This window comes from Caballeronia sp. BR00000012568055, assembly GCF_029439455.1.
Lineage (GTDB): Bacteria > Pseudomonadota > Gammaproteobacteria > Burkholderiales > Burkholderiaceae > Caballeronia.
In genome coordinates this window covers 57,938-83,090 of the sequence record NZ_JAQFVG010000248.1, presented here as the reverse complement: position 1 = coordinate 83,090, position 25,153 = coordinate 57,938, and the positions used below count along the sequence as shown (strand labels likewise).

The 25,153-nt window shown below is 60.4% G+C and carries 24 protein-coding genes; 7 read left to right on the top strand and 17 right to left on the bottom strand.

The window, feature by feature from the left end; all coding sequences use genetic code 11:
* Positions 1–68: 68 nt before the first annotated feature.
* From crcB to P7F28_RS13460, 10 genes are all read right to left on the bottom strand, one after another.
* Complete coding sequence (gene crcB / locus P7F28_RS13505) at positions 69–446, bottom strand: fluoride efflux transporter CrcB (RefSeq protein ID WP_277185016.1); 378 nt, start codon at positions 444–446, stop codon at positions 69–71.
* Positions 447–515: 69 nt separating this feature from the next.
* Complete coding sequence (locus tag P7F28_RS13500; protein WP_277185015.1) at positions 516–734, bottom strand: hypothetical protein; 219 nt, start codon at positions 732–734, stop codon at positions 516–518.
* 58 nt (positions 735–792) lie between these two features.
* Positions 793–1,614: a M55 family metallopeptidase gene (locus tag P7F28_RS13495; RefSeq protein ID WP_277185014.1), complete on the bottom strand. Its 822-nt coding sequence runs from the start codon at positions 1,612–1,614 to the stop codon at positions 793–795.
* The gene (locus P7F28_RS13490; RefSeq protein ID WP_277185013.1) at positions 1,611–2,582 is read right to left on the bottom strand and encodes a P1 family peptidase; all 972 of its coding nucleotides are present in this window, start codon (positions 2,580–2,582) and stop codon (positions 1,611–1,613) included. The genes P7F28_RS13495 and P7F28_RS13490 overlap by 4 nt, the downstream gene beginning before the upstream one ends.
* On the bottom strand, positions 2,579–3,469 hold the full coding sequence (gene gsiD, locus P7F28_RS13485; RefSeq protein WP_277185012.1) for a glutathione ABC transporter permease GsiD: 891 nt from the start codon (positions 3,467–3,469) through the stop codon (positions 2,579–2,581). Before gsiD ends, P7F28_RS13490 begins: the two co-directional genes overlap by 4 nt.
* A 7-nt stretch (positions 3,470–3,476) precedes the next feature.
* Positions 3,477–4,397 carry a glutathione ABC transporter permease GsiC gene (gene gsiC / locus P7F28_RS13480; protein ID WP_277185011.1) on the bottom strand — a complete coding sequence of 307 codons (921 nt, stop codon included), beginning with the start codon at positions 4,395–4,397 and terminating at the stop codon, positions 3,477–3,479.
* Positions 4,398–4,400: 3 nt separating this feature from the next.
* Positions 4,401–5,951, bottom strand: a complete 1,551-nt coding sequence (gene gsiB / locus P7F28_RS13475; protein ID WP_277185010.1) for a glutathione ABC transporter substrate-binding protein GsiB — start codon at positions 5,949–5,951, stop codon at positions 4,401–4,403.
* A 32-nt stretch (positions 5,952–5,983) separates the two neighbouring features.
* Positions 5,984–7,879 carry a dipeptide ABC transporter ATP-binding protein gene (locus tag P7F28_RS13470; RefSeq protein WP_277185009.1) on the bottom strand — a complete coding sequence of 632 codons (1,896 nt, stop codon included), beginning with the start codon at positions 7,877–7,879 and terminating at the stop codon, positions 5,984–5,986.
* Positions 7,876–8,841, bottom strand: coding sequence for an isoaspartyl peptidase/L-asparaginase family protein (locus P7F28_RS13465; RefSeq protein WP_277185008.1), 966 nt, complete (start codon positions 8,839–8,841; stop codon positions 7,876–7,878). The genes P7F28_RS13470 and P7F28_RS13465 overlap by 4 nt, the downstream gene beginning before the upstream one ends.
* The gene (locus P7F28_RS13460) at positions 8,838–9,761 is read right to left on the bottom strand and encodes a MurR/RpiR family transcriptional regulator (RefSeq protein WP_277185007.1); all 924 of its coding nucleotides are present in this window, start codon (positions 9,759–9,761) and stop codon (positions 8,838–8,840) included. The genes P7F28_RS13465 and P7F28_RS13460 overlap by 4 nt, the downstream gene beginning before the upstream one ends.
* Before the next feature lie 194 nt (positions 9,762–9,955).
* Here P7F28_RS13460 and P7F28_RS13455 point away from each other — a divergent pair, with 194 nt between their 5' ends.
* Complete coding sequence (locus tag P7F28_RS13455; protein WP_277185006.1) at positions 9,956–11,221, top strand: mechanosensitive ion channel family protein; 1,266 nt, start codon at positions 9,956–9,958, stop codon at positions 11,219–11,221.
* 146 nt (positions 11,222–11,367) lie between these two features.
* Positions 11,368–12,345, top strand: a complete 978-nt coding sequence (locus P7F28_RS13450; RefSeq protein ID WP_277185005.1) for a LysR substrate-binding domain-containing protein — start codon at positions 11,368–11,370, stop codon at positions 12,343–12,345.
* Between the two features lie 10 nt (positions 12,346–12,355).
* On the opposite strand, the gene P7F28_RS13445 is transcribed toward P7F28_RS13450, so the two are convergent.
* Entirely contained in the window at positions 12,356–12,652 is a 297-nt protein-coding gene (locus P7F28_RS13445) for a YciI-like protein (protein WP_277185004.1), read from the bottom strand.
* A gap of 129 nt (positions 12,653–12,781) precedes the next feature.
* Here P7F28_RS13445 and P7F28_RS13440 point away from each other — a divergent pair, with 129 nt between their 5' ends.
* Together P7F28_RS13440 and P7F28_RS13435 are read left to right on the top strand one after the other, a co-directional pair.
* Positions 12,782–13,018 carry a hypothetical protein gene (locus P7F28_RS13440; RefSeq protein ID WP_277185003.1) on the top strand — a complete coding sequence of 79 codons (237 nt, stop codon included), beginning with the start codon at positions 12,782–12,784 and terminating at the stop codon, positions 13,016–13,018.
* A gap of 171 nt (positions 13,019–13,189) precedes the next feature.
* Positions 13,190–14,989 carry an OmpA family protein gene (locus P7F28_RS13435; RefSeq protein WP_277185002.1) on the top strand — a complete coding sequence of 600 codons (1,800 nt, stop codon included), beginning with the start codon at positions 13,190–13,192 and terminating at the stop codon, positions 14,987–14,989.
* A 70-nt stretch (positions 14,990–15,059) separates the two neighbouring features.
* Here the strand turns inward: P7F28_RS13435 and P7F28_RS13430 are convergent, their stop codons facing one another.
* Positions 15,060–15,551, bottom strand: coding sequence for a hypothetical protein (locus P7F28_RS13430; protein WP_277185158.1), 492 nt, complete (start codon positions 15,549–15,551; stop codon positions 15,060–15,062).
* 228 nt (positions 15,552–15,779) lie between these two features.
* Between P7F28_RS13430 and P7F28_RS13425 the strand changes: the two genes are divergently transcribed.
* Positions 15,780–16,031, top strand: a complete 252-nt coding sequence (locus P7F28_RS13425) for a GlsB/YeaQ/YmgE family stress response membrane protein (protein WP_277185001.1) — start codon at positions 15,780–15,782, stop codon at positions 16,029–16,031.
* 54 nt (positions 16,032–16,085) lie between these two features.
* Here the strand turns inward: P7F28_RS13425 and P7F28_RS13420 are convergent, their stop codons facing one another.
* Positions 16,086–17,300 (bottom strand): ROK family transcriptional regulator, encoded by a 1,215-nt coding sequence (locus tag P7F28_RS13420; RefSeq protein ID WP_277185000.1) that lies wholly within the window; start codon positions 17,298–17,300, stop codon positions 16,086–16,088.
* Positions 17,301–17,492: 192 nt separating this feature from the next.
* Here P7F28_RS13420 and P7F28_RS13415 point away from each other — a divergent pair, with 192 nt between their 5' ends.
* Entirely contained in the window at positions 17,493–17,702 is a 210-nt protein-coding gene (locus tag P7F28_RS13415) for a hypothetical protein (RefSeq protein ID WP_277184998.1), read from the top strand.
* 6 nt (positions 17,703–17,708) lie between these two features.
* Here the strand turns inward: P7F28_RS13415 and P7F28_RS13410 are convergent, their stop codons facing one another.
* From P7F28_RS13410 to P7F28_RS13400, 3 genes are all read right to left on the bottom strand, one after another.
* Positions 17,709–20,678 carry a putative bifunctional diguanylate cyclase/phosphodiesterase gene (locus tag P7F28_RS13410; protein ID WP_370467312.1) on the bottom strand — a complete coding sequence of 990 codons (2,970 nt, stop codon included), beginning with the start codon at positions 20,676–20,678 and terminating at the stop codon, positions 17,709–17,711.
* A 156-nt stretch (positions 20,679–20,834) separates the two neighbouring features.
* Positions 20,835–21,509 carry a hypothetical protein gene (locus P7F28_RS13405; protein WP_277184995.1) on the bottom strand — a complete coding sequence of 225 codons (675 nt, stop codon included), beginning with the start codon at positions 21,507–21,509 and terminating at the stop codon, positions 20,835–20,837.
* A 652-nt stretch (positions 21,510–22,161) separates the two neighbouring features.
* Positions 22,162–22,584 (bottom strand): hypothetical protein, encoded by a 423-nt coding sequence (locus P7F28_RS13400; RefSeq protein WP_277184993.1) that lies wholly within the window; start codon positions 22,582–22,584, stop codon positions 22,162–22,164.
* A gap of 250 nt (positions 22,585–22,834) precedes the next feature.
* On the opposite strand from P7F28_RS13400, the gene P7F28_RS13395 reads away from it, so the two are divergent.
* Positions 22,835–24,136 (top strand): EAL domain-containing protein, encoded by a 1,302-nt coding sequence (locus tag P7F28_RS13395; protein ID WP_277184992.1) that lies wholly within the window; start codon positions 22,835–22,837, stop codon positions 24,134–24,136.
* On the opposite strand, the gene pip is transcribed toward P7F28_RS13395, so the two are convergent.
* The gene (pip, locus tag P7F28_RS13390) at positions 24,133–25,110 is read right to left on the bottom strand and encodes a prolyl aminopeptidase (RefSeq protein WP_277184990.1); all 978 of its coding nucleotides are present in this window, start codon (positions 25,108–25,110) and stop codon (positions 24,133–24,135) included. The genes P7F28_RS13395 and pip overlap by 4 nt on opposite strands.
* Between the last annotated feature and the right edge of the window lie 43 nt (positions 25,111–25,153).

Genomic DNA, 25,153 nt, shown 5'->3' with positions numbered 1-25,153 from the left:
GATGAACGCACAAAAGAAAACGAGAACGCGATACTACGCGGATATTCTTCGGATCGCGAACGAATTGTTCAGCTCGCTGCTGCGACCGTGGCGATTCCGAGCGCGGTCATCAACAAGGACGCGCCCACGTGCGCCGCGATTTCCGTCAGCGCCCAGCCGAAACGCCCTTGCTGAAGATGCGCGACCACTTCCGCCGAGAATGTGGAAAACGTTGACAGGCCGCCCATCAGCCCTGTGATGATGAACAGACGCCACTCCACGGAGATATCGGGAAAGCGCGCGAAGAACGCGACCGCCACGCCGATGATGTATCCGGCGATGACATTGGCGGCAAAGGTGCCGAGCGGCAGATTCGGAAAAATCGTATTGAGGCGCAGGCCCAGCGCCCAACGCGCCAGCGAGCCCAGCCCGCCGCCAATCCCCACGGCGATGATCGACAGATACATCGGTAGACAACCTTGGTTTGAAGGGTTAAGTCACGCTTATTCCACGCTTAGGCCACGCTTATTTCACGCTTAGGCCGCATGAGCCAGCCGCTCGATCAGCGCCGCTTTGCTCGACTCGACGATCCAGTTCTGCTCATGCTTCCGATGCGCGGCCCACGTGCCGTCGCGCCGCGCTTCCCAACAGCCCGCTTCGTGACCGTCGATGAACAGCGAACCGCGCATGACCAGTTGCGGATCGGCGGGATCGAGCGCGGTGTCGTCGTTATGTGCCAGCTTTACGTCGTGCATGAACGTCGCCTGCGATCGTGTTGCAGCAAGAACACCATTTTAACGACACTTGATGCGTTCATCGCAACATGAAAGACATTGCCGAAAGGCAATTGATTGTACGCACGATATGTTCGGCGCTCGGGGCATCGAAAGCGAGCGTGACCGCGTCGATGCGTTCGAGCGTCGGCCACTGACAAAACAGATCAGCGAACGCGGTCGATTGCGCGCGGATTTCGCAGCGATGCGCCTGGCTCGTTGCGTGCGGCGGGGTCATCGAACGTGATGTTTCCATGCTCTCCTGTGCCGCGCGGCGAATCGCCTCACAGGCGGCCGCGGGGGTTTCCGTGATACCGCTCGAATAGCCGTGCGCGGTCTTCACGCAGAGGAATTGCGCGCCGGGAAACGCGGGCAAGGTCTCCGCGCCGAAGACGTCGTCGCCCGTCAAGAGCGCGACGCGCGCGCCGCGTTCTTTCGCGAGCGCGCCGTACAGCGCCGCTTCGCCCGCCTCTTCGCCGTCGAGCATCACGCGCGCGAACGCCGTGCTGTTGACCGTGTGCGCGAGAATGCCGCGACTCTGCGCGCGTGCGTGATAACCGACCATGAACACACATTCCGGCGATGCCTCGAGTCCCGCCATCATGCCGAGCGTGCGCGGTTTGCCGAGCACGAGACGCGCGCGCGAGTCGATCAGATCGGGCAGCAGATTGCGAAAGCCGCCGTGTGAATCATTGACCCAGACTTGCGACGCGCCGCCATCGAATGCGCCCTGCACGGCTGCGTTCGCTTCGAGCGACATCCAGCGGCGCGCCTGTTCGTATTCGGGATTGCCGGGGCGCGCCTGCTCGGGATGAAACACGCCCGCGATCCCTTCGATATCTACGGAAATCAGCACTTTCATGACTTCATGGCTTCCCTGAGTGATATCCGTCGATGCCCGTCGCGGCCGGTCACCGTTTCGGCGCTGTACAAGGCATCGAGGATCGCGTGTTCGATGCTGTCGGCGGCGGCGTTGAATAGCGGATCGAGATGCATGTCGTTGATAAGCGGCGGGATTGTGATGAACGTGGAATCGTGCGGCACGGTGTACGCCGTCGAAAACGCCAGCGCGATATCGCCGCTGCCGTGGCCGAAGCTCGAACCAGTGCGCGCAAGACCGGCGGCGGAACGCATCGCGAGGCGGCGCAGTTGACGCGCGTCGAGCGGCGCGTCGGTGGCGAGGATCATGATGATCGAGCCTTGCTCAGGCGCTTTATCGCTCGATGCGTGAAGCCGCTGTCCGACTGGATCGCCTTTGATTGTGAGTTGCGGCAGCTTGCCGAAGTTGGCCAGCACGAGTGCGCCTACTGTGTACGTGTTGTTTGATAACACATCTACACAGGATGCCGAACCAATTCCGCCTTTGAGTTCGAAACACGACATGCCGCGCCCCGCGCCTGCCGCGCCGCGTTCGAATGTTTTGCTGCACGAAGCGAGCGCGTTTGCGTAATGCTTCGGCTCGACCGCGAACGCCTGCATATCGTTGAGATAGCCGTCATTGCATTCGAACACCAGCGGATTCACGCTCGCCCACTCGCGCCCGATCTGCGGATTGTCTTCAATAGCCGCGCGAATCTGCGCCTGCGCAATCGTGCCCACGCTGAACGTATTCGTCAGCGCAATCGGCGTTTCGAGCACGCCGAGTTCATCGACTTGCAACAAGCCGACGCTCTTGCCGAAGCCGTTTATCACGCACGATGCAGCCGGCACTTTCGCGCGATACACGTCATGCGGATGCGGACGAATTACCGTGACGCCGGTTTGAATCGCGCCTGCATCGAGCGTGCAGTGACCGACCGTGACGCCGGGCACATCGGTGATCGAACTCATGGCCGGTCGAGCTTCGGACCGAGCGCATCGCGCAGGCCGTCGCCGAGCAGGTTGAAGGCAAGCACCGTGAAGAAGATCGCCAGACTCGGGAAGATGGCGACGTGCGGGGCCATTGCCATATCCGCGCGTGCTTCGTTGAGCACCGCGCCCCACTCGGGCGTCGGCGGCTGCGCGCCGAGTCCGAGGAACGAGAGACTCGCCGCCGTGATGATTGACGTGCCGATACGCATCGTAAAGTACACAACCACCGATGAAATCGTGCCCGGCAGAATATGTCGCGCGATGATCGTCCAGTCGGACGCGCCAATGCTGCGCGCCGCCTCGATATACGTGAGATGTTTGAGCACAAGCGTATTGCCGCGCACGAGGCGCGCGAACGCAGGAATACTGAAGATTGCGACGGCGCATACGACGTTGACCATGCCATTGCCGAGAATCGCCACCACGCCGATTGCCAGCAAGATACCGGGAAACGCGAATAACACGTCGGAAATACGCATGACGATGCGATCCCACCATCCTTCGTAATAGCCCGCGAGTAAGCCGAAGAACGTGCCGATCACCGCGCCGATCACCACTGACAGCAAACCCGCCGTCAACGAGATGCGGCTGCCGACGAGTATGCGGCTGAGAATATCGCGGCCGAGCGAATCGACACCGAACCAGTGCGCGGCGGACGGACCCGCATTGAGCGCGTCGTAATCGAAATAATTCTCCGGATCGTATGGCGCGATCAGCGGCGCGATGATCGCGATCACGATCAGCAACAGCACGAATACCGCTGCGATCATCGCCACATGTTGTTGTCTGAATTTGCGCCAGAACTCGGTCCACGGCGTGCGGATTTGCTGCGTGGTCGTCACTGCTGCGTGCGTGGTCGCGCTCATCGCATCCTCACTTGAAGCGGATAGTCGGATTGATGATCGCGTACAACACATCCACGATCAGATTGATGACGATGAATTCCAGCGAAAACAGCAGCACTTCCGCCTGAATCACCGGATAGTCGCGCATCTCGACGGCATCGACGAGCAGGCGGCCGAGACCCGGCCAGTTGAACACTTTCTCCACCACGATCGAACCGCCTAGCAGAAAGCCGAATTGCAGGCCCATCATCGTGACGACGGGAATCATGGCGTTGCGCAGGCAGTGTTTGACGATGACCATCGGCTCATGCACGCCCTTCGCGCGCGCGGTGCGCACGAAGTCTTCGCCCAGCACTTCGACGAACGATGCCCGCGTGAAGCGCGCCATCACCGCAGCGACGGCCGCGCCCAAGGTCAGCGACGGAAGGATATAACCCTTCCACGTGCCATCGCCGACGATCGGCAACCAGCCCAGTTTCACCGAGAAAATTTCCATCAGCAGCATGCCGAGCGCGAAGGCCGGAAACGAGATGCCCGATACGGCCAATGTCATGCCCAATCGATCCGGCCATTGATTGCGCCACACCGCCGACACAATGCCGATCGCCATGCCGAACACGACCGCCCACGCCATGCTCGCAAGCGTGAGCCATAAGGTCGGCATGAAACGCTCGCCAATCTCCGTCGATACAGGTCGCTTGCTGCGCGTGGACGTGCCGAAATCGAAATGCACGACCTTGCCGAAGAAGCTCACGAGTTGCTGCGGCAAGGGCTTATCGAGACCGAGATCGGCACGCACCAGCGCAACGGTTGCTTCGTCCGCTTCCGCGCCTGCTGCAAGACGCGCCGGATCGCCCGGCAGCATGTGGACGAAGAAGAACACCAGCACCGCGACGATAAACAGCGTCGGCAGCAGTCCGAGCAGGCGTTTGGCGAGAAAGGTCAGCATCGTTTATTTGATGGCGATATCGTCGAAACTGAACGAGCCGTCGGGCATCACGTATGCGCCCGACAGGCGTTTGCTGCGCGCATACACGACCTTTTCCGTGACGAGGAAAATCCACGGGGCATCGGCCCAGATGCGCTTTTGCGCGTCTTCGTAGAGCTTGGCTTTCTCGCTTCTATCCGTTGTGGCGAGCGCTTTTTGCAGGTCTTCATCGACGTTATCATTCTTGTAGTACGCCGTATTAAATAGCTTCGGCGGGAATGCGCCGCCGCTCAGCAGCGGTGAAATCGCCCAATCCGCTTCGCCCGTCGATGACGACCAGCCGATATACAACATGCGCACCGGCGCGGTCTTCGGGTCCGGCGCGCTTTCGATACGCTGAACGCGCTGCCCTGCTTCCAGCGCTTCAACCGATGCCTTCACGCCCACTTGTCCGAGTTGCTGCTGCACGAACTGAATGATCTTCTGCGCGGTCGTATGGTTGTAGCCTGACCAGAGCACCGTCTCGAAACCGTTAGGATAACCAGCTTCTTTCAGCAACTCGCGCGCCTTCGCGGGATCGTATTTCCAGGGGCCGAGTTTGGGCGTCGCGTAATCCACGCCCGGCGGCACCACACCTTCGGACGGCACTGCATAACCCGCGAACGCAACCTTCACGAGCGCTTCCTTGTTGATTGCATAGTTGAGCGCCTCGCGCACCTTCGGGTTATCGAAGGGCTTTTGCAGCGTATTCATGCTGATATAACGCTGAATGATCGAAGGCGCGGCGATCAGATCGACCTTCGGGCTGGCCTTAAGCGTGGCGGCTTGTTCGAAAGGAATCGAGAACGCGAAGTCGGCCTCGCCGGTTTGCATCAACGCGGCGCGCGTGTTGTTATCGACCACTGGCTTCCAGTCGATCATGTCGATCTTCGGGTAGCCTTTTTTCCAATAGCCCGCGAACTTCTTCACCTTCAGATCGTCCGTCTGCTTCCATTCGACGAATTCGAACGGTCCCGTGCCGACCGGATGAAACGCAATGTCCTTGCCGTACTTCTTCAATGCTGTCGGCGAGATCATCACCGCCGACGGATGCGCCAGCACGTTGATGAACGCGGAGAACGGAATCTTCAGCGTGATCTTCACCGTGTACGGATCGATCGCTTCGGTCTTTTCGATCTTGTTGAAGAGGTTATAGCGCTTGAGCTTGTTGGCCGGATCGGTGACGCGATCGAATACGGCTTTTACCGCTTCCGCGTTGAAGTCGGTGCCGTCCTGGAACTTCACGCCTTGCCGCAGCTTGATGGTGTAGACCTTGGCATCGGGACTTGCTTCGTAGCTCGTGGCGAGCACCGGCTGAATCTTCATGTCCTTGTCGAAACCAAAAAGACCCTGATAAAAGGACTTTGCGACCGCTTGCGAGAGCGTGTCGTTGGCATCGTAGGGATCGAGCGTCGTGAAGGTGGAGGCGACGGCCATCACGGCTGTGGTCTGCGCGAATGACGAGACCGGAGCAAGGGCGGCGAAGGTTGCGAATGCACCTGCTGCCAGCACGTTACGTAAGTACAAAGACGGCATCTTTAACTCCTCGAAGTTGCTCTTAGTAAACCTTAGTAAGCGCCGCCCACATGATGCTCAGCGACGTAATGATCCGGTCCCACGGCGACGAGCTTAGCGACGATCGGCTCATCGCCGAGCCTGCGAATCGGGCTCGGAATTTCATCGGCGGCGAGCATGCGTCTGGCATGTCGCCGCGATGGATCGGCGACGGGCACCGCGCCCATCAGCTTTCTCGTGTACGGATGACGCGGCGCTTCGAACACCGCTGCACGCGGCCCGATCTCGACGATCTGCCCGAGATACATCACCGCGACGCGATGGCTCACGCGCTCCACCACGGCCATATCGTGCGAGATGAATAGATACGCGACGCCCAGTTCACGCTGCAAATCAAGCATCAGATTGACGATTTGCGCGCGCACGGAGACATCGAGCGCGGACACGGATTCATCTGCAATCACCACTTTCGGATTCAACGCCAACGCACGCGCAATCGCGATACGTTGTCTCTGTCCGCCCGAAAACTCATGCGGATAACGTTGCGCCGCTTCGGGCGGCAAGCCGACTTTGTCGAGCAGCCAATCGACGCGCGCCTGCGCTTCCTTGCCACTCGCCACGTTATGCACGAGCAGCGGTTCCATCACCGAAAAGCCCACGGTCAAACGCGGATTGAGCGATGCAAAAGGGTCCCGAAAAATGAACTGGATATTGCGTCTGAGCGCCTGAAGTTCGGGGCCCTGGAGCTTGCTGATATCGCGTCCATCGAATTCAATGGAACCGCTCTGGCTTTCCACCAGACGCAGCAAAGAGCGCCCAGTAGTCGATTTTCCGCAGCCCGATTCACCGACGAGCGCGAGCGTTTCGGCCTGACGCAGATCGAAACTCACGCGTTCGACCGCATGCACCGATGCCGTGATTCTTCCAAACAAGCCGCTTTTTACGGGGAATCGCGTGACGAGATCGCGCACGCGCAGGATCGGCGCGATGGTTTCATCGACCACGGGTTGCGGTTCCTTTTCTACCGCTTCCGATGGACGTAACGCGCTTGCATCGTCGGGCGCGATTTCGGCAGGCTCCACTTCGAGAATGGGAAATTTCGCGGGGCGATCGGTGCCACGCATCGCGCCTAAAGTGGGAACGGCTGCGAGCAAAGCTTTGGTGTACGGATGATTCGGCGCTCCGAAAAGCGTACCGGAAGGCGCTTCTTCCACCTTCTCTCCGCGATACATCACCAGCACGCGATCCGCTACTTCCGCGACCACGCCCATATCGTGCGTGATAAAGATCACGCCCATATTCATCTCGTCCTGCAAGCCGCGCACGAGTTGCAGAATCTGCGCTTGTATCGTGACGTCGAGCGCGGTGGTGGGTTCATCGGCAATGAGAAGCGCTGGTCTGCACGATAGCGCCATTGCGATCATCACACGTTGCCGCATACCGCCTGATAGCTGATGCGGATAACGCGCAAACACGCGCTTCGATTCTGGAATACGAACGAGATCCAGAAGATGCAGCGCTTCCTTGCGTGCTTCTGCATGGCTCTTGTGCTGATGCAACGCGATGGCTTCGGCAATCTGATCGCCGACCGTGAACACCGGATTGAGCGATGTCATCGGCTCCTGAAAGATCATGGCAATATCCGCGCCGCGCACGCCGCGCATCGTTGCCGATGACGCTTGCGCAAGGTCGATCGTCTGCCCGTTGCGTCGCCTGAATGCGATACTGCCCGATGCAATCGCGCCGCCGCCATGCTCGACCAATCGCATCAACGCCAGCGATGTCACTGACTTACCCGATCCCGATTCACCGACGATCGCCAGCGTTTCACCGCGATCGACCGTGAAAGAAATATTTCGGACTGCTTCGACAGTGCGTGCGCGCGTGCGGAACGTGACGGACAAATCACGCACGTCGATCACGCGGGATTCGGGCAGTTGAATCGTCATCGATAGATTGCCGTGACGGGCGTGTCGCCCACGCGCGCATAACCGCGATACATGCCTTCCGTATTGAACGGAAGCACGACGTTGCCCTTCGCATCGACGGCGATCAGACCGCCGCGCCCTTCTATGCGTGGAAGTTTGTTCATCACCACATCGTTCGATGCTTCTTCAAGACTCACGCAGCGATATTCCATTTGCGCCGACACGTCGTACGCCGCGAGCATGCGGATAAACATTTCGCCCGTACCCGTGGTCGAAACCGCACACGTTGCATCGTTCGCGTAACAGCCTGCGCCGATCAACGGTGCATCGCCGACGCGGCCCGCTTGCTTGTTCGTAATGCCGCCCGTCGATGTTGCGGCGGCGAGATGGCCATGCGCATCCAAAGCAACCGCGCCCACTGTGCCGAGTTTCTTGCGCGGATCGATTGGATCGTTGTCGAAGGCGAACTTGGTCATGGCGTCGTGATCGAGCATGGTGCCCGACGTGCCGCGCGCGTTGAGCCATTGCTGGTAGCGCGCATCCGTATGGAAATACGATGGATCGACGAATTCGAGTCCTTGCGATTGCGCGAACGCTTCCGCGCCCGCTGCGGTGAACATCACGTGTTCGCTGGCGTCGAGCACACGGCGCGCGGCAAGCACGGGGTTTTTCACGCGCGTGACGCAGCAGACGGAACCGGCTTCGAGTGTCGCGCCGTCCATCACGGAGGCGTCGAGTTCGTGCGTGCCCGCTGCGGTGAACACTGCGCCGTGGCCTGCATTGAACAACGGACAATCTTCGAGCAGACGCACGGCTTCGGTGACGGCGTCCAACGCGCTGCCGCCATCGGCCAATACGTTTTGACCTGCACTTAGAATCTCATTTAACGCGGCGTGATAGCGCGTTTCCGCTTCGGTGCTCATGGCCTGGCGCACGATCGTGCCCGCGCCGCCGTGAATCGCTATGACCGGCTTGATGCTCATGATTCGCGCGGCTCCGTGTGTTGATGTCGTTTGTTAGTAGAACGTCGCGTTGTGTGTGCGGATGTGACCAGCCAAGGCAAAACGAATTCGGTGAGGCCCGCGGCCGCTTCCACGGAACGCTTGGCGCGATGCGCGACTGCATCGCACAGGGCTTCGATCACGGCCAGCACGGCCGTGTCGCAATTCGCGGCAAGCCGGCGTTCCGCGCGCACGGCGAGCACAAGATCTGCAACATGCGCCAGCGGCGATGCCACGCTGTCCGTCAGCGCCAGCACACGTAAGCCATGATCGCGCGCTTGTTTTGCGAGCGTGATGGTGTCATCGACATAACGCGGGAATGCAATCGCCACCAGCACGTCGTCTTTCGATGCCGTGAACAAGCGCCGCGCCGCGTGCGATGGCCCGCCCATCAACGCAAGCGACTGAACGTTCGCGCAATACGGCGTCAGGCCATGCTCCATCAGTCCCGCGAGAAACGCGCTCGCGCCGTAACCGAGCACGAACACACGACGCGCGGCGAGAATGGCATCGACCATAGCCTGAGCCTTGTTTCCGTCGATGCTCGTCTGCGCAAGCTGAAGATTCGACGCGGCCTGCGCCAGCGATGCGTCGAACACTTCGGCCGCGCTGGCAGGCGTTTGCAGCGCCGAACGCAGCCGCTCGACCGGCGCGATGGTGGCCTCGAAACCGCGCACCAGCGCCTCGCGAAACGCCGGATAACCCGTAAAACCCAGCGTGCGCGCGAAGCGATTCGCGGTCGCCACCGACGCGCCGACCGCATCGGCGAGTTCGTCGATTCTCATGGTGGCCGCGCGAAACAGGTTCGCCAGCACGAACGCGCCCATGCGCTGATGAATGGGCGTGAGCGTCGGCATGGCTGCCGCGATGCGTACGGAAATCAACTCATCCACGTCGGACATGAGCGTATCGACACCCTCATTGCGATAATCGCGATGAAAGTATATTTACCCAGAATGCTCGCCGAAAAAAATTCATTTTCATCGAACTGGGGTTTTCGATAGGAACGCGGGCGTGAGCGCATCTGGTGCATTGGCAGGCACAATACCGCTCACGCTGCCTTCACGCTGTCTTTGGCAACACATCAAAAACACCTATGAACTTCGATTTTCTATCCGATCAATTGCAGGACCATTGGCCCACGCATCCGTGGGCGCAACTCGTGCTCGGCCTCGTGATACTCGTGCTCACCGCGCTGTTTCTGCAATGGGTGGTTGCGCGCATCGTGCTGTTTATCGCGCATCGGCTGCTGGTGCTGGCGGGACATACGAACTGGGATCAGGCGTTTATCCGGCGGCGTGCGTATCACCGCGTGTGGTACGCGGTGCCGTTTGCGGCGATCGCGTTGGGGATCGACGACGTACCGCATATCGGCAAATGGTCCATGCCGATAGAACGCGTAGCGCACGGCGGCGCGTGGGTCTGCATCTTCTTCGCGGCGGGCAGCGCGTTGTCCGCGTGGCAGGATGTTTATGCATCGAGCAAGGAAGCGCAGACACGCTCGATCAAAGGCTATATCCAGATCGGCAAGCTCGCGCTGGCGCTCGTGTGCGGCGTGCTCGTCTTGTCGATTCTGATCGACCGCTCGCCGTTGTGGATGCTCTCCGGCCTCGGTGCGCTGTCCGCTGTATTACTGCTCGTGTTCAAGGACACATTGTTGTCACTGGTCGCGAGTACGCAGCTCACATCTAACGATATGCTGCGCATTGGCGACTGGATCGAGATGCCGCAAGCGTCCGCCGATGGCTTCGTCAAGGACATCGCACTGCACACGGTGAAGGTGCAGAACTGGGACAACACCGTGACAACGGTGCCTACGTACAAGCTCTTTTCCGAGAGTTACCGCAACTATCGGCATATGTTCGAATCGGGCGGACGGCGCATCAAACGCACCTTGCGTATCGACGCGCAATGCGTGCGCTTTCTCACCGACGATGAAACCGAACGCTTGCTGCGCTTTCGTCTGCTGCACGACTATCTGCAACAGAAACAGACCGAAGTGGAACAGGCCAATCGCAATCTCGGCGAACTGGCGAACGAACCCGCGAACCGGCGCAGGCTGACCAATATCGGCACGTTTCGCGCGTACGGGTTAGCCTATTTGCAGCGGCATCCGGAGATTCGCCAGGACATGGCCATCATGGTGCGCATGATGGAACCGGAGTCGCAGGGGATTCCGATCGAGGTCTATTGCTTCACCGCGACCACCGCGTGGACGCAATACGAACGCATTCAGGGTGATGTCTTCGATCATCTGTTGTCCATCCTGCCCGAGATGGGTTTGCGGCTGTATCAAGCGCCTTCCGGCACCAACTTCGCAAGCGTGGCAGGAAGACTGCGCGGAGAAATGCCCACGCTCTGAAAAAGCGCGCCAAAAAGAATCAGGCAAGAATCCTCCAGTTTTGTGTATTCACGTATGGCACACCAATCCTTACGATGATGTCATCGCCGATGTGCGTTTTTTCTCTTCGCACAAGCGGCTCAATCATCGTCCAAAGGAAACCCAACGTGCTAGATCGCGTCCATGCCATGCGTGTCTTTACGCGTGTCGTCGATTCGAACAGCTTCACGCGCGCAGCCGAATCACTCGGCATGCCGCGCGCGAGTGTTTCGACGACCGTGCAGCAACTCGAAGCTTTGGTGGGCGTGCAACTGCTCGCCCGCACCACGCGCCGCCTGAATCTCACCGTCGATGGCGCGGCGTATTACGAGCGTTGCTCGCAGATTCTTGCCGATATCGACGAACTCGAATCCGGCTTTCATGCAGGCGAAGAGCGCTTGCGCGGACGGCTGCGCGTCGAAATGCCGGATACGGTCGCGACGAGTATCGTCGTGCCCGCGCTGCCGGAATTTCATGCGCGCTATCCGCAGATCGAATTGTCGATCGGCATCAGTTCGCGCAATGTCGATCTGGTCGGTGACGGCGTGGATTGCAGCGTGCAGCTCGGCGAATTGCCCGATTCCGGTCTGATCGCGCGACGTCTCGGCGTGCTCGAACAGGTCACGTGCGCGAGTCCCGCGTATCTGGAAAAGAACGGCATTCCCGCCACCGTCGATGAACTCGCGGAGCACATCGCGGTGAATTGCGTGTCCGAGAAAACCGGCCGCCCCGCCGACTTCGATTTCGACGTGAACGGCGAAGCGGTCAACATGAGAATGCGCGGCTTCGTGCAAGTCACCGATGAACACGCCTATCTCGCGTGCGGTCTCGAAGGACTGGGGCTGATTCAGCCGCTGCGAATCGCGGCGCAGCCTTACCTTCGTTCGGGACAATTGCAGGAAGTGCTGCCCGAATGGACATCGCCGCCGATGAAGGTATCGGTCGCGTTCCTGAAGTCGCGTCAGGCGACGCCGCGCGTGTCGGCGTTCGTCGAATGGCTCGCGGATCTCTTCGAGCGCACGCAGCAAATGGACGATACGCTCACCACGCTGTATCGCGCGGCACGGCGGCGTGACCGTCCCGCTGAAGAAACCGCCGACGCCTGATCTTCGGCGTTCAGCGCACGGGCGTGGCCGCGCTTTCGCCCACGACCGTGTTCCACTTGCGCACTTCCCATCGCTCAACGAGTCCGTTCACCACGTACGGATCGTTGCGCGCGAATTTCTCGACGATCTCCGCCGAGTCGGTATCGAATAGCAGCATGGCGCGGTCGGCGGGCGCATCGAGCGCGCCCGCCAGCACGATATCGCCACACTCTGCCGCGTGCCACGCCAGCGCCAGATGCGCATCGCGGAATTGCGCGCGGCGTTCGAGATAGTCCGAACACAGTTCATAAATCAGCAGGTAATGCACGGTCTGTCTCCTCAAAAATAGGCCGCGTCGCCATTTACTATTCTGAAATTCAAAGTTCAATAAGAGGTCTCTGATCGATTCTCGTCGATAGATCGAACATCATTCATGGATACTTTTCAAGGACATTCCATGAACCGCGATCAACCTCCCTGCAATTCGTGCTCCAAGCATGACTGCCGTGCGTGCGTCTGGACTTCACCGCTCGATGCATCGTACCGCAACTTCGTTCGGTCGCATTCACTGCTGTCGGTCATCGCGCTCGACGTGCGCAATCACGGGCAGACGCCGGGCGAGCCGTCGTGGCTTGCAATCGCGGGCAAGCGCCTGATCAGCTTCTTCAAAGATACGTCGCCGCGCGCACGTTGAATCGACGTTGGCGCGTCTATCGAAGTAACTGTAAAAAATGACGCAAATCGAACTAAAGGCGTTGATTTCGTCAATAAATATTGCAGCCTCTTTTCAGGATACCTTGACATATAAAATGCGCGGTTCACATGCGCCTGTCATTGGCGCATACGCAAAAAAGGATTGCAGTCGATGAGTATCAATCTGGTCCAGGCGGTCAACTCCACGATCTCAGAAAGCATTGGGGAACAGCTCGCGCAACAGTTCGGCATTCCGGGGCAAATCGTCCGGCAAATCGCCTCGCGCACGGCTCCCGGCGTCGTCGCCATGATGATGGACCGCGCATCGCTCGCGCCGGGCGCGCGCTCGCTGTTCAATACCGTCATGTTGCCCGAGACAAACGCTCATATCGTCGATCAGCTCGACAAGCTGATTTCGACCACCGGCGGCCTCAAGCATCTCGAAGCCAACGGTCATTCGCTGTACGCGCTCGTCTCCGGTCACCGCATGGATCTGCTGACCGATGCCGTCGCAGCAGAAACCGGCGTGCCCACGCAAGCGACATCCGCGCTCGCGGGCGTTGTCGCGGCGGTGTTGTTCGGCATCGTCAAACGGCATTTCCTGCTGGCGCAATGGGGACTGGCGCAGTTGCCGCTGTTGCTGCGCGACCAGGTGGGCGAGATCAAAGCCTCCATGAGCAACGCCGTAGCAACGGCGATCGGCGTGACCAACACGGACGGGTTCACGAATAGCATCATCGCGCGCCTGGACGCCGTCGGTTCCGTGTTCGAAGAGCGCCAGGATGCGGCGAACGCAAACGCAAACGCGAACGCTGCGGGAACGGTCGGGAACGTGTCGCCAAAGGCCAAGGCAACCGTGCCGGCGCCTGACGAATCGGCCGCGCCCGCTGCACAGCCGCCGCGCCAGGCGGTCCGCAAGACGCCGCCGAAACGTTCGAACAAATGGGTCTGGCTGCTGTTCGCAGTGCTCGCCGCCATTCTCGCGCTGGTGTACTACCACGGCTTCACGCGTACCGACAGCGTCAGCCTGAATCCGCCGGTGGTAACCGCGCCGGTCGCTCCGGAAGTACAGCCCGTCGCGTCCGCGCCCTCCGATGAATCCGCGCAAGCCGTTGTCACGGCCAGTGAAACGGCGGCGGCAGTTCCCGTAGTGGCCGCATCGGCGAGTGCGGCTCCGGCAGGCAATTCCAACGACGCGAAGCTGGTCTTCAATGTCAGCGCCGCCGGTGTTCCGACCGTCGAAGCCACGGTCGGCACGGAGGCGGAGAAGCAACAATTGATCGCCGCACTTACGCATCGCTTCGAGAAGAAATACGTCGCTAATATTTCGGTGGTGCCGGGTACGTCGCCCGCCGCGTGGCTGTCGCGCCTGAAGGATTTCGTGCCGCTGATGGCCGTCCCCGGCGCAGAAGTAACGGCATCCGGATCGAAGATCGAGTTGAGCGGCACCGCCGCCAACTCCTCGCTCGGCTGGCTGAATCGGCTGAAAGCGGCGCTGGGCGGTATGTTCCAGGTAAGTTCGTTCGATGCCGACAGCGCGGTCGCCAGCGCTACGCAGTCGTTCCGCAGCGCGATGAAAGTCCTGCTCGCGACCGACGACGCCTGCTCCGGCGACAAGCTGACCAAGGTGCTCGACCTGCAAGTGGTCAACTTCGCGCGCTCCAGCGCGACCGTTCCGGAGAACGCCTACTCGACGCTCGGCGAGACCGCGCAATTGCTCAAGAGCTGCGCGGCGAAGGGCTCGATGGTCAATCTCGAAATCGCGGGCTACTCCGATTCCGTCGGCACCGAGCCGGTCAAGCTGGAAATGTCGAAAGAACGCGCGCAATCGGTGCGCGGCTTCCTGGTGCGTGCGGGCGTGCCGTCGCAGACGCTGACCGCCACCGGCCACGGCGACGCAAATCCTGTCGCTGACAACGCGACGGCAAGCGGTCGTTTCGCCAATCGCCGTATCGAGTTCGTCGTGAAATAAGGCGCTGCGAAAGCGCAAAAGCAAATGCCGCCGTGTGTGACAACAGGGCGGCATTTTTTTTGGCTGTCGCTCAGTTCGGCTTGGCGTACTCGTTTTCCGCCCAGCGTTCGGCGCTGGCTTTGTTGAGCTTGAATGCCGGCGATACGCGCACATGCGCGAGTTGCGTGCCGTAGGGATCGAAGGCTTTGAGGTTGGCGTGCGGATCGTCGTCGTCGGGAACGATATCGAGTGTGATCGTCACGTCTTCGCCGTCCACGTCGATGGTCACGTTCTTGTGCAGCATCGCGTGGCGTTGTTGTTCATGCCGACGCAATACTTCCGAGGCCGTTTTCACCAGTGTGCGAAACGCGTTGGCATCGAGCGGCTTGGGGTTCTTCTTGTCGCGGCCCATCGTCCACGGGCCGACCAGCGCGGGTTCCGCTTCGCCCTCCTGGATCATTTCGACGGCCCAGCCGTCGTCGTCTTCGTTCTTGATCACGCGCGCAGTCCAGCCGTCGTCGCGCCAGAGGCGGTCTTCGTGGATGACGTCGTTATCGGCGGATGGGAAATCGGAATCGGTCATGGCAAGGCGGAATTCGGTGAGACGAAGCATCGAATTTTACCTTGCTGCGTTTCGATACACGGCGCGGGCACGGCGCGTGCAAATACCCTGGCCATTCGGCCTATATCCGGCCGATGCCGCTGTCATACCCAAACCCATTCGCGCGTGCTACTTTGAATGCACCGGGATGCTCCCCGGATTCAACACACACGCAGCCAAAAAGCAGCATTTTTCAGAAGGAGCAACCGCATGCTTGCATTTATCGGTACTTTGATCGTCGGGCTGATCGTCGGCCTTATCGCGCGCGCCATCAAGCCCGGCGACGACAGCATGGGCTGGATCATGACCATCGTGCTCGGCATTCTCGGATCGCTGGTCGCGGGGTATATCGGGCGTTTCTTCGGCTGGTATCAGCCGGGGCAGCCGGCGGGATGGATCGCATCGGTCGTCGGCGCGATCATCTTGCTGTTCCTCTGGGGAATGATCCGCAAACGCAGCTGATTCGAACGCATCGTTTCGAAAAACGCCTCGTCGATGTTCCGGCGAGGCGTTTGTTTATGCGTCGAGCGGTTTCAGGAAAAGCTCGTGCTTCGGCGCGAAATGCGCATAGAGCGGCAGGATCGCGCCGCCCATTGCGCGGGCGTCGGGGCCGATCAGACCTTCGATCAGACACGGGCGCGTCATACCTTGCCAGTCGAAAACGCCGAGCGCCTCATCCGTTCGGCCGATGACATCGCGCAACAGCGCACGATCGATTTCGCCGTCGATCACCACCGCTTCGAGATCGAGCAAGGCCGACGCCGACGCGATACTTCCCGCAATCGCCGGACACGTTTCGCGCATCCAGTCGTCGGACAGGCCGCGCAAATCGGGAGAGAGCGCACGCGCGTCGTGGGCTGCTTCGGCGGGCGCGCCTACCGACGCGAACGCTTTCTCCAGCACATAGACCGACGCGACATTCAGCAATTGGCCCGCGCTGCCCGGCATCGGCAAGGAACCGATCGCGCCGGCGTTGCCGCCCGGTCCGGCGTGCAAACGTCCATCGATCACCAGACCGCCGCCGATAAACGTGCCGATAAACACGTACAAAAAGTTGCGCAGGCCGCGCCCTTGTCCCATCACCAGTTCGGCAGCGCACGCGGCCGTCGTGTCCTTGGCGAATTCGACCGGCCGTTCCGTCAGCGCTTCGATACGCGCGCGGATATCGATATCGTTCCAGGCGGCGAGCACGTCGGGCGGGGTATCGAAGAAATCGCGCCAGCCGCCGAGCCACAGCGGCGCAGCCACGCCGATACCCGCAAGATTGCGCGCGCCCTCGCCGAGCGATTCGACCGCACGGCCGAGCCGCGCTTCGAGCGCAGGAAACAGCACGTCGGGATCGGGATAAGCGTAGGAAAGCGTTTCGCGCGCGCGGATTGCACCGGCAAAGTCCATCGAGAGCACGTCGAGACTGCGTCGCCCCACTTTCACGCCGATAAAAAACGCACCGTCCGCGCGCAATGAAATCGGCACCGAAGGTTGCCCGATGCGCCCGCGCACCCGCGTCCGCGGATCTTTCGCAAGCAGTCCGTCTTCGATCAGGTGATCGACGATCAGCGAAGCGGTCTGCATGGAAAGGCGCGTGAAGCGCGCGATATCGGCCTTCGGCAACGCGCCGTGCAGGCGAATCGCCTGCAGAACGATGCGCTCGTTGAACTGGCGCATGCCGAGTTGATTGGAACCGACCGAATGCGTCGCGGCGGCGCGCGCGGATCGATCAGACGTGCTCATGGGCGTGTCCCCGTCGATTAAATCGAACGTTTTTATTTAGTAAAGCCGTGTCCGCCGATTTTAGCAAGCAGAGTTTCGCTCTCGCCGACGCGCGCACAACACCGCGCGTCGCAATATTTTTCCGGAATTTTGATCGATTAAGTTCGACGAGGACTTCCCATTCACGCATTACGCGAACGACAAAACCGCATCATGAGCACACTCGAAGCCCTCCACGCGATCGTCAATGACGACAGCGCGCCGCAGATTATTCGCGATCACATCGTCGATTCATTGCAGTTCGCGCTGCGCAATCAGCCGGGTTATTTCACGCGCAAGGAGATTGAATGGCTTGCGCAGTGGAATGACGCGCGCATTCCGATTGCGGCGAGCAAGGTGCTGAACGAGATCAAAGCTGTATAAACGCGTTCAGTGCGTGCCCGCAGCACGCGCGCGCCATTCGTAGTCGTAGATGGCGGCCTGCGTCGGCTCCGACAGACATTCGACGAAACTGACCACCTCCGCGTCCTTCACGAAGCTCGCGGCCGACTGCGCCGCGATAATGGCCGATGAATCCTGCGGGCGCGCAATCAGATAGCCCTGCACGTAATCCACGCCGATTTCCTGCAACGCGCGCAAGGTATCGATATCCTCGACCCACTCCGCCACGCTGCGCATACCGAGATTGCGTGCGAGCGCCACGATGGCTTCGACAATGGCGATATCCGCCGGATGCGCGCACATCGAACGCACGAATTCGCCGTCGATTTTCAGCGCATCGGCCGACAGCGCCTTCAGATATTTGAACGACGTGTAGCCCGCGCCGAAGTCGTCGAGCGCGATCTTGCCGCCCATATCGTGCACGCGCGCGATAAAGCGTTGCGTATTCTCGAGATCGTGCAACGCGACGCTCTCGGTAATTTCCAGGCAAAGATAATGAACGGTGGACGGATAACGCGCGAATAACGCGAAGATATCCTCCATGAATTGCTCGTCGTTGAGCGAACCGCCGGAGAGATTCACGCAAATAAACTGCGTGTTCTTCAATTCATGCCGATGCGCCTCGATCCATTCGAGCAGCGTCGAAATCACCCATCGGTCGATCGCCGCGATATTGCCCGACTCTTCCGCCGCCACGATCACCTTGCCTGCGGGCAGCGTGGTGCCGTCGGGCGCCTTCATGCGCAACAGCACTTCGAAGTTCAGCGATTCGGTCGGCGCGGACAGCGACATGATCGGCTGCATCACCAGAAACAGGCCCGGCGGCAGGCGATTGCGCCCGAGCGTTTCCACCAGCCTCAACTCTTCCGCGCGCTCCTCGAACGCCGCCGCGCCCTTGCGATACGTCACCAGATGCGTATGCGCAACCTTCTTCGCCTCACGGCACGCGCGATCCGCATGCGACAACGCATCCTGCACACGCACGCCGCGCGCGCATTCGACCAGACCGATCGACGCCTTGACCTGAAACGCGCGATTGCCGACCTGATACGGCGCATCGCTCAAAATGGAGATCAGTTCGCGGCATTGCGTGATCGCGTCTTCGATCGATGTATCGTTCATCACGCAGACGAACTCGTCGCCACCGATCCGCCCGACCGGATAATTGCGCGCGAAATGCGCCCGCGTGCGCGCCGCGACTTGCCGCAGCACTTCGTCGCCACTTCGGTGACCGAAAAGATCGTTGACCAGCTTGAAACGGTCGAGGTCGATATAGGCGAGCGCCCAGGGCAGCGAATCATCGCTCTGACCGGCAATGGCCTTTTCGATGCCGCGCCGGTTCAGCGAACCCGTCAACGGATCGTGCTCCGAAAGAAAGCGCAGCCGCTCGACCGCCTTGGAGCGCTCCGTCGTGTCCTGCAGCGATCCTTCGATCCAGCCGTTCGAACGAATCGCCTTTAATAAGTAGCGCCGCTCGCCGGTGCCGCGCGACACCGAGCCGCCCATTTCCAGCTCACCATCGCTTCCCTTCGATGCCAGCGCCTGCAACGCGCCCCACGCGCCCGGCTCGAAGTAGTCGTTCCAGTGGCGCAGCTTGTAGTCGGCCTTCTGCAATTCCAGCATGGAACGCAAAGCGGGATTGGCGCGGATAAAGTGGCCGTCGGCATCGAGCGTAAACAGGCCGATCGGCGTGACTTCATAAGTATTCCGCAATTCCATTTGCGCCTGACGCCGGAAGTCGCGCTCGGCGCGCATCTGCTCGGCAATGGCGAATGCGGCCATCATGCTCGACGACAACGCCGCCATCACCGTATTGACGCCGCCGACCAGCACCTTCAGTCCAAACGCCGCGCCCAGCACTTCCGAGAACGTCGCGAACAGCACAATCGCAAGCGATGCCACGTACCACATGACCGTGCGCGAACGCGTCAACCACACGAGTCGCGTGAGGAAGAATAGCAGCACGAAAATGCCGAATCCCGCGATCACCCACAACACGGGAATGAACATCGAATAAGGCAGCGCGAAGGCGGCGGCGAGCAGCACGAGCCCGGTGTACTGGATCACGCGCAACAGCCACCGGTATCCGACCACGCGCAATTCGCGGCGGAACAACTGCTGGAACAGCGCGGCAGTCAATAAGTAATACGCGGCGAACGTCACCTGCCGCAGCGCATTCATATATTCCGATGGCAACAGACGGCCGAGCCATTGCATGTCCCAGCCCATGGCGTTCGCGCACAAACGCAGATTGCCGACCAGCCATACCGCGAAAATCACGTACGTCCATTCGTGATTGATCAGCGCCGTGACGAACACGAACACTGCGAGCGTGAGCAAACCGCCCGCGATCAAACCCGAGCTTTCCTGAAAATCGAGCGATGAATTGCGCAGTCCCTGCCAGTCCCACGCGAAGGCGTTGACCTGTGCCGGACCGGAATACGTGCCGCGACAGACGATGGATTCCGGCTCGTGAAGCACGCCGACGAGAATGAAGAAGCCCGCTTTGACCGGTTTCATCTCGCCGCTCGTGGAATCGCGGTCGGCGCGGCCGAGCGGACGCAAGGTATTGGCGTCCCAACATGCAAGCGTTTGCGCATGACGCGACGGTAACTCGACGACCGTCTGCGATTGCGCGCTCATACTGGGCGACGTGAAACTGAACCACACGGGCTTTTCCGACAGCCGCGTGCTGTAACTTTTGACAGGCTGAGCGCCTTGCAATGCTTCGAGCGCCCGCGCGGGATCGAGCGTATCCGCATGATCCGATACCACGCGCATCGGCAACGGCAGCGAGCCGCGCGATTCATACTGGCGCGGCAGAAAATAGAGCGTGGCGATGGTGCCGAGCGCGATCAGAAACGGCACGGCGTACACGGCGACCGCGTACAACGCGCCGTCGATCCACGAACCCGTGCGTTTCATTCTCGACAAGGAATTTGGAATACCCGACGCCATACCTGGAAAAACCCCCGTTTGCGCCGCTTGCCTCGGAAAAGCGCGGTCGGCAAGCCAAGCGGAGCCATAAATAAAACCCCGCCTCGTCGTTTTTGGCCTGCCGGACCGCTTTGGGTCCGGCTTTTCGCTATTACTTTCCTTGAAACGAACTCGGTATTACCGTCCGTAGGCCATCAGAGCAGCCTCAGGGCATCGTACCGTTTCCCAGTCAAAAGATAAATCTACTGATTGCAAATCGATATCCGGGTGATGCGTGTGAACCATATAGTTGAACAACGGATGACGCGCTTCTTCCCAACGCTGCCGCGCCGCCGCCACATCCTTGGCCAGCACGCGATGCGGCAGATTACCGACATGCGCCATCGGCCGATACTCGTTCAGGCCGAACACGTCCTGAAACAGCATCGCCTCGTATTCACGATCCAGCGGCGAACGCGCCGTGATCACCATGTAATCAATCTCGTGCAGCTCGCAGAACATCCACAACGCCTTGCACAACGCCACCTTCACCACACGTCCCACCATGCCGCCCGCGACGCCGAGCCGCGTGGCTTCCGCGAGCCGGCTCGACGCATACGGCTCCGGCAGATTCACCGACTGCTCGACCGCCAGCGGTCCGTACGCATTGGTCTGAATGCGCATGGTGCCGAGCGGCGCGCCATCGAGTTTCGATTCCGCGAGCAGAACGACCGTGCCGTCGCGCGTGTCGGCGGCTTCGATTTCCATCTTTTCGGCGAATTCGGGCAGATGCCGGTGATAAGCCGCGCGTCTGATTGCAACTGCCTTTTCAAATCCGACATCGTCCTGGACGATACGAATAGTAAACGGCATGCGTTCGGATTTCTGAAGTGCGGGCACGACTGTCAGAGCAGGACGCGGCGCCGGTGTTTCTGCGTGGTTAGCGGCGGCAAACGTGGCAAGGTTAAGACGTTCCATTTGTAAACCCCATTTTTCTTGGCGATTAGGAAGTTGCCGTGTGTTATGGGCGGGTCGGGTTATGCCCCACACGGCGAAACGAGCCTCTCACGAAGTCAAATAACGGGGTGCGCGCTTGCCGCTGTTTCTCAGCAAATTTCAGGCTAAAAGAATGGAGGAAATCCTCTAATCCAGGAGCCATTCGCCGTGTAGCCGCTGCAACCGAAAAAACTACGTTGGGACAGGGATATGCGTGCGTTTAAAGCATTGAAAAGAAACGAGGACCAGCAGACACCAAGATTGCGCGAGAGGCAATTCGGAGAATAGCCGTGAGTACGTCCGCGCGGAATATGCCGCAAATGCCGGAATTCATTAAATAAAAGGGGCCACGTCAACGTTTGCGCTTCGCACAACTATTCAAACCGAAAGTGCGTGGAATGCGATGCCTTTCCGGTAAGAAAGAAACAAAAAAGCGGACGCCATATTCAACGGGCAATCCGCTTATTTGTTTCCCAGCAACACACCAAAAGATGTCCGGCCAGTGAATCGAATTGTTTAAAACCGGGATTTATTCCTCTTCATCGAGCCACGGAATATCCACGTCGGTGATAAACGCGACCATTGCGAGTGGCCGCCCTTCCTGCCGCCCGATATTGCCATCGGCGCGCTGCCATTCGCAGCGGAAAATGGTCGATGGTGTATCCGCCAGCAAGGTGACCGTGCGAATTTCGTCCGGATCGTTTTCTTCGACCGGACCGTCCAGCGATATCAGCAGCTGCTGCGGCCAGATACCGTCGGCGGGATCGTAGATCTTGTCGCCGTCATGGATGACGACATGCGCCTCCACGCCTATCGTGGACGAAGCCTCGATGATCATCTTGCCGAGCGCACGCAGCACTGCGGTGGCGCGTCCTGAATTCGCCTGACGAATCGCAAGGTCACCGCGCGTCAGCGCCTGTTCGAGTTTGGGATTGGTTTTCTGTTGCGCCATCGATTTCTCTCTCGGATGTCATTGCAGGATTCGACGCGCCGTGCCCGTCGTTAGTTGCAGGCGGATCGTATCACCGCCCGCCCGATTCGCTGTGGTTCGCTCGATTCATCATCAATCACAATAGGACGCGCGATGCCCGCGGGCAAATCCTGCGGTGCAACGAAGCGGCGCTCAAGTTTGCGCACAATCGGTCGATATTCTTCACATCGCCATCGACTCGCGTTGCTATCGCCGTGCCGTTCATCGACCCGTGTCTCCCACTCTTCGTTCCGTCGCCAGCGGACGCATCGCGCGTGCTGGCGCGGATAGCGGTGCGAGCGTGCTGACCGTGCTACCGCAGGCGAACGAGGTGATCGACGGCATTGCGCTTTCCACACACCTTCAGCCGATCTACAGCCTGCCGCATCAGCGCGAAGTCGGCTATGAAGCGCTGTTGCGCGGCACATCCGCCGATGGCGCGACCATTACGCCCTTCGATCTGTTCGGCCGCGCGATCATTTCCGGCAGGCTCGCGGAACTGGATCGCATGAGCCATCACACGCATCTGCGTAACGCCGCGCCGCGTTTGCCCGATGCGCAATGGCTGTTCGTCAATATCAATCCATCGACTTTCACCGATCCCGGCTACGCCACGCGCCTCGCCTCGCTCGCACGCGATGCCGGTCTCACGCCCGAGCGGCTGGTGATCGAAGTGCTGGAGTCAGGCGGCTCGGACGTGATCGATCTGGCGCGCGCGACGCGGGCGTACCGCGCGCAGGGCTTTCTCGTTGCCGTCGATGACTTCGGCGCGGGCCATTCCAATATCGACCGATTACTGACGCTCAAGCCGGATATCGTCAAGCTGGATCGCAGTCTGGTGAAAGCGCAGTCGCGCGGCCATCTGCGCGATGCGCTGATGCCCCGGCTCGTCGATCTGCTGCACGAGGCGGGCATGTTCGTGGTGGCGGAAGGCATCGAAACCAGCGACGATCTGATGCTCGCCGCGCGCTCGAATGTGGACTTCGTGCAAGGCTTTCTGTTCGGCAAGCCAGCCGCGAGTCTTGCGCCGCGCGACATCGCGACGCCGCTTTTCGAGCACGTCTACGACACGCTCGCGCAAATCCGACGCACCGAGCGCCTTGCCACCGATCTCGTGCTGATGCCCTATCGCGCAAATCTTTCGACCGCCGCGCGACGGCTTTCGTCCGGCGCGAGCACAGAAGCGGCGTGCGCCGATCTGCTCGCGCTGCCGTGCACGATCAGTTGCTTCTTTCTCGATCAGGGTGGCCGCGAGTTCATGCCCGCGCTGCCGGGCGCGGGCGCGAAAGCGCCGAGCGAACGCTTCGCGCCGATCGCGGATGCATCGACCGGGCGCTGGGACAATCGCCCGTATTTCGTCGATGCCCACGCCAAGCCGCAGGAAGTGATTGCGAGCGCGCCGTATCTGTCGGTGACGGGATCGTCACTGTGCGTCACGCTGACGATCGCCACGCAGCGCGCGGGACGCACGATTGTCGCGGGCGTCGATCTCGACTGGCGACGTTTGGTCGAAGCCGCGCCCGCGATTCTTTAGGCCTTGCCGATTGCTTCGGCCAACGCCTTCGCGCCGATTTTCAACGCAGCGATATTGCCCGGCTCGAAGGTCCAATGCCCGGCCGCATTCACCACGCTCAAGTCCGCGCCGGGCCAATGCGCCGCGAGCGCGATCGCCTGATCGGCGGGACACACCACGTCGAAGCGTCCATGCACGATCCTGCACGGCAAATGCGCGATACGCGCGACCAGCGGCAGCAGAGGCATCGGCGGAAGCTCGTTGGCCATGTAGTGACGCTCGAGCAGCGCCATCGATATCGCCGCCGAGTTGGCTTCGGCGCTCGGGCGCTTCTCCTCGTCCGGCGCGTCCTTTTCCTTCTCCGGCTTGTTGACGACCGACAGCGTCGTCTCGTAGTTCGTCCACGCGCGCGCGAGTTTCGTGCCGGCATCGTCGAAACGGGCAAGCGGCGCTTCGGTCAGCGCCAGAATCTCCTGCGCGGTCTTCGGGCGCTTGCCGCACGCGGTTTCGATCGCATCGAGAAACGCGCGGTGCGCTTCCGGGAACACGCGCCGCACATCCCACAGAAACCAGTCGATATCCTCGCGCCGCGCGAGAAACACGCCGCGCAGCAGGAAGCCCGTGCATCGCTCGGGATGCGCGACGCCGTACGCCAGCCCAAGCGTGGTGCCCCACGAGCCGCCGAAAATCGCCCATCGCTCGATATTCAACGCCTCGCGTAACTTTTCCATATCGCCGACGAGCGCATCGATCCCATTGTGTTCGAGCTTGCCGAACGGCTCGGACTTGCCGCAGCCTCGCTGATCGAAAAACACCACGCGCCATTTATCCGCTTCGAGTGCATCGGCCCATTTGATGTCCATCGCGCCGCCCGGCCCGCCGTGCACGACGAGCATCACCGGCGCATGACGCGGCCCTTGCGCGCGCCAGTAAATCCTGTGGCCATCACCGACATCGAGCAGGCCATCTTCGAAATCCACGGGTGTTTGTTCCATCGTTCCGGTTCCTTTGCCGACATTTCGCTGGGCCTCATTGTTG

Excerpts from the sequence above, each read along its gene's own strand:
- crcB (WP_277185016.1), bottom strand. The coding sequence starts at position 446 with ATGTATCTGTCGATCATCGCCGTGGGGATTGGCGGCGGGCTGGGCTCG.
- P7F28_RS13500 (WP_277185015.1), bottom strand. The coding sequence starts at position 734 with ATGCACGACGTAAAGCTGGCACATAACGACGACACCGCGCTCGATCCC.
- P7F28_RS13495 (WP_277185014.1), bottom strand. The coding sequence starts at position 1,614 with ATGAAAGTGCTGATTTCCGTAGATATCGAAGGGATCGCGGGCGTGTTT.
- P7F28_RS13490 (WP_277185013.1), bottom strand. The coding sequence starts at position 2,582 with ATGAGTTCGATCACCGATGTGCCCGGCGTCACGGTCGGTCACTGCACG.
- gsiD (WP_277185012.1), bottom strand. The coding sequence starts at position 3,469 with ATGAGCGCGACCACGCACGCAGCAGTGACGACCACGCAGCAAATCCGC.
- gsiC (WP_277185011.1), bottom strand. The coding sequence starts at position 4,397 with ATGCTGACCTTTCTCGCCAAACGCCTGCTCGGACTGCTGCCGACGCTG.
- gsiB (WP_277185010.1), bottom strand. The coding sequence starts at position 5,951 with ATGCCGTCTTTGTACTTACGTAACGTGCTGGCAGCAGGTGCATTCGCA.
- P7F28_RS13470 (WP_277185009.1), bottom strand. The coding sequence starts at position 7,879 with ATGACGATTCAACTGCCCGAATCCCGCGTGATCGACGTGCGTGATTTG.
- P7F28_RS13465 (WP_277185008.1), bottom strand. The coding sequence starts at position 8,841 with ATGAGCATCAAGCCGGTCATAGCGATTCACGGCGGCGCGGGCACGATC.
- P7F28_RS13460 (WP_277185007.1), bottom strand. The coding sequence starts at position 9,761 with ATGTCCGACGTGGATGAGTTGATTTCCGTACGCATCGCGGCAGCCATG.
- P7F28_RS13455 (WP_277185006.1), top strand. The coding sequence starts at position 9,956 with ATGAACTTCGATTTTCTATCCGATCAATTGCAGGACCATTGGCCCACG.
- P7F28_RS13440 (WP_277185003.1), top strand. The coding sequence starts at position 12,782 with ATGAACCGCGATCAACCTCCCTGCAATTCGTGCTCCAAGCATGACTGC.
- P7F28_RS13435 (WP_277185002.1), top strand. The coding sequence starts at position 13,190 with ATGAGTATCAATCTGGTCCAGGCGGTCAACTCCACGATCTCAGAAAGC.
- P7F28_RS13430 (WP_277185158.1), bottom strand. The coding sequence starts at position 15,551 with ATGACCGATTCCGATTTCCCATCCGCCGATAACGACGTCATCCACGAA.
- P7F28_RS13425 (WP_277185001.1), top strand. The coding sequence starts at position 15,780 with ATGCTTGCATTTATCGGTACTTTGATCGTCGGGCTGATCGTCGGCCTT.
- P7F28_RS13420 (WP_277185000.1), bottom strand. The coding sequence starts at position 17,300 with ATGAGCACGTCTGATCGATCCGCGCGCGCCGCCGCGACGCATTCGGTC.
- P7F28_RS13415 (WP_277184998.1), top strand. The coding sequence starts at position 17,493 with ATGAGCACACTCGAAGCCCTCCACGCGATCGTCAATGACGACAGCGCG.
- P7F28_RS13410 (WP_370467312.1), bottom strand. The coding sequence starts at position 20,678 with ATGGCGTCGGGTATTCCAAATTCCTTGTCGAGAATGAAACGCACGGGT.
- P7F28_RS13405 (WP_277184995.1), bottom strand. The coding sequence starts at position 21,509 with ATGCCGTTTACTATTCGTATCGTCCAGGACGATGTCGGATTTGAAAAG.
- P7F28_RS13400 (WP_277184993.1), bottom strand. The coding sequence starts at position 22,584 with ATGGCGCAACAGAAAACCAATCCCAAACTCGAACAGGCGCTGACGCGC.
- pip (WP_277184990.1), bottom strand. The coding sequence starts at position 25,110 with ATGGAACAAACACCCGTGGATTTCGAAGATGGCCTGCTCGATGTCGGT.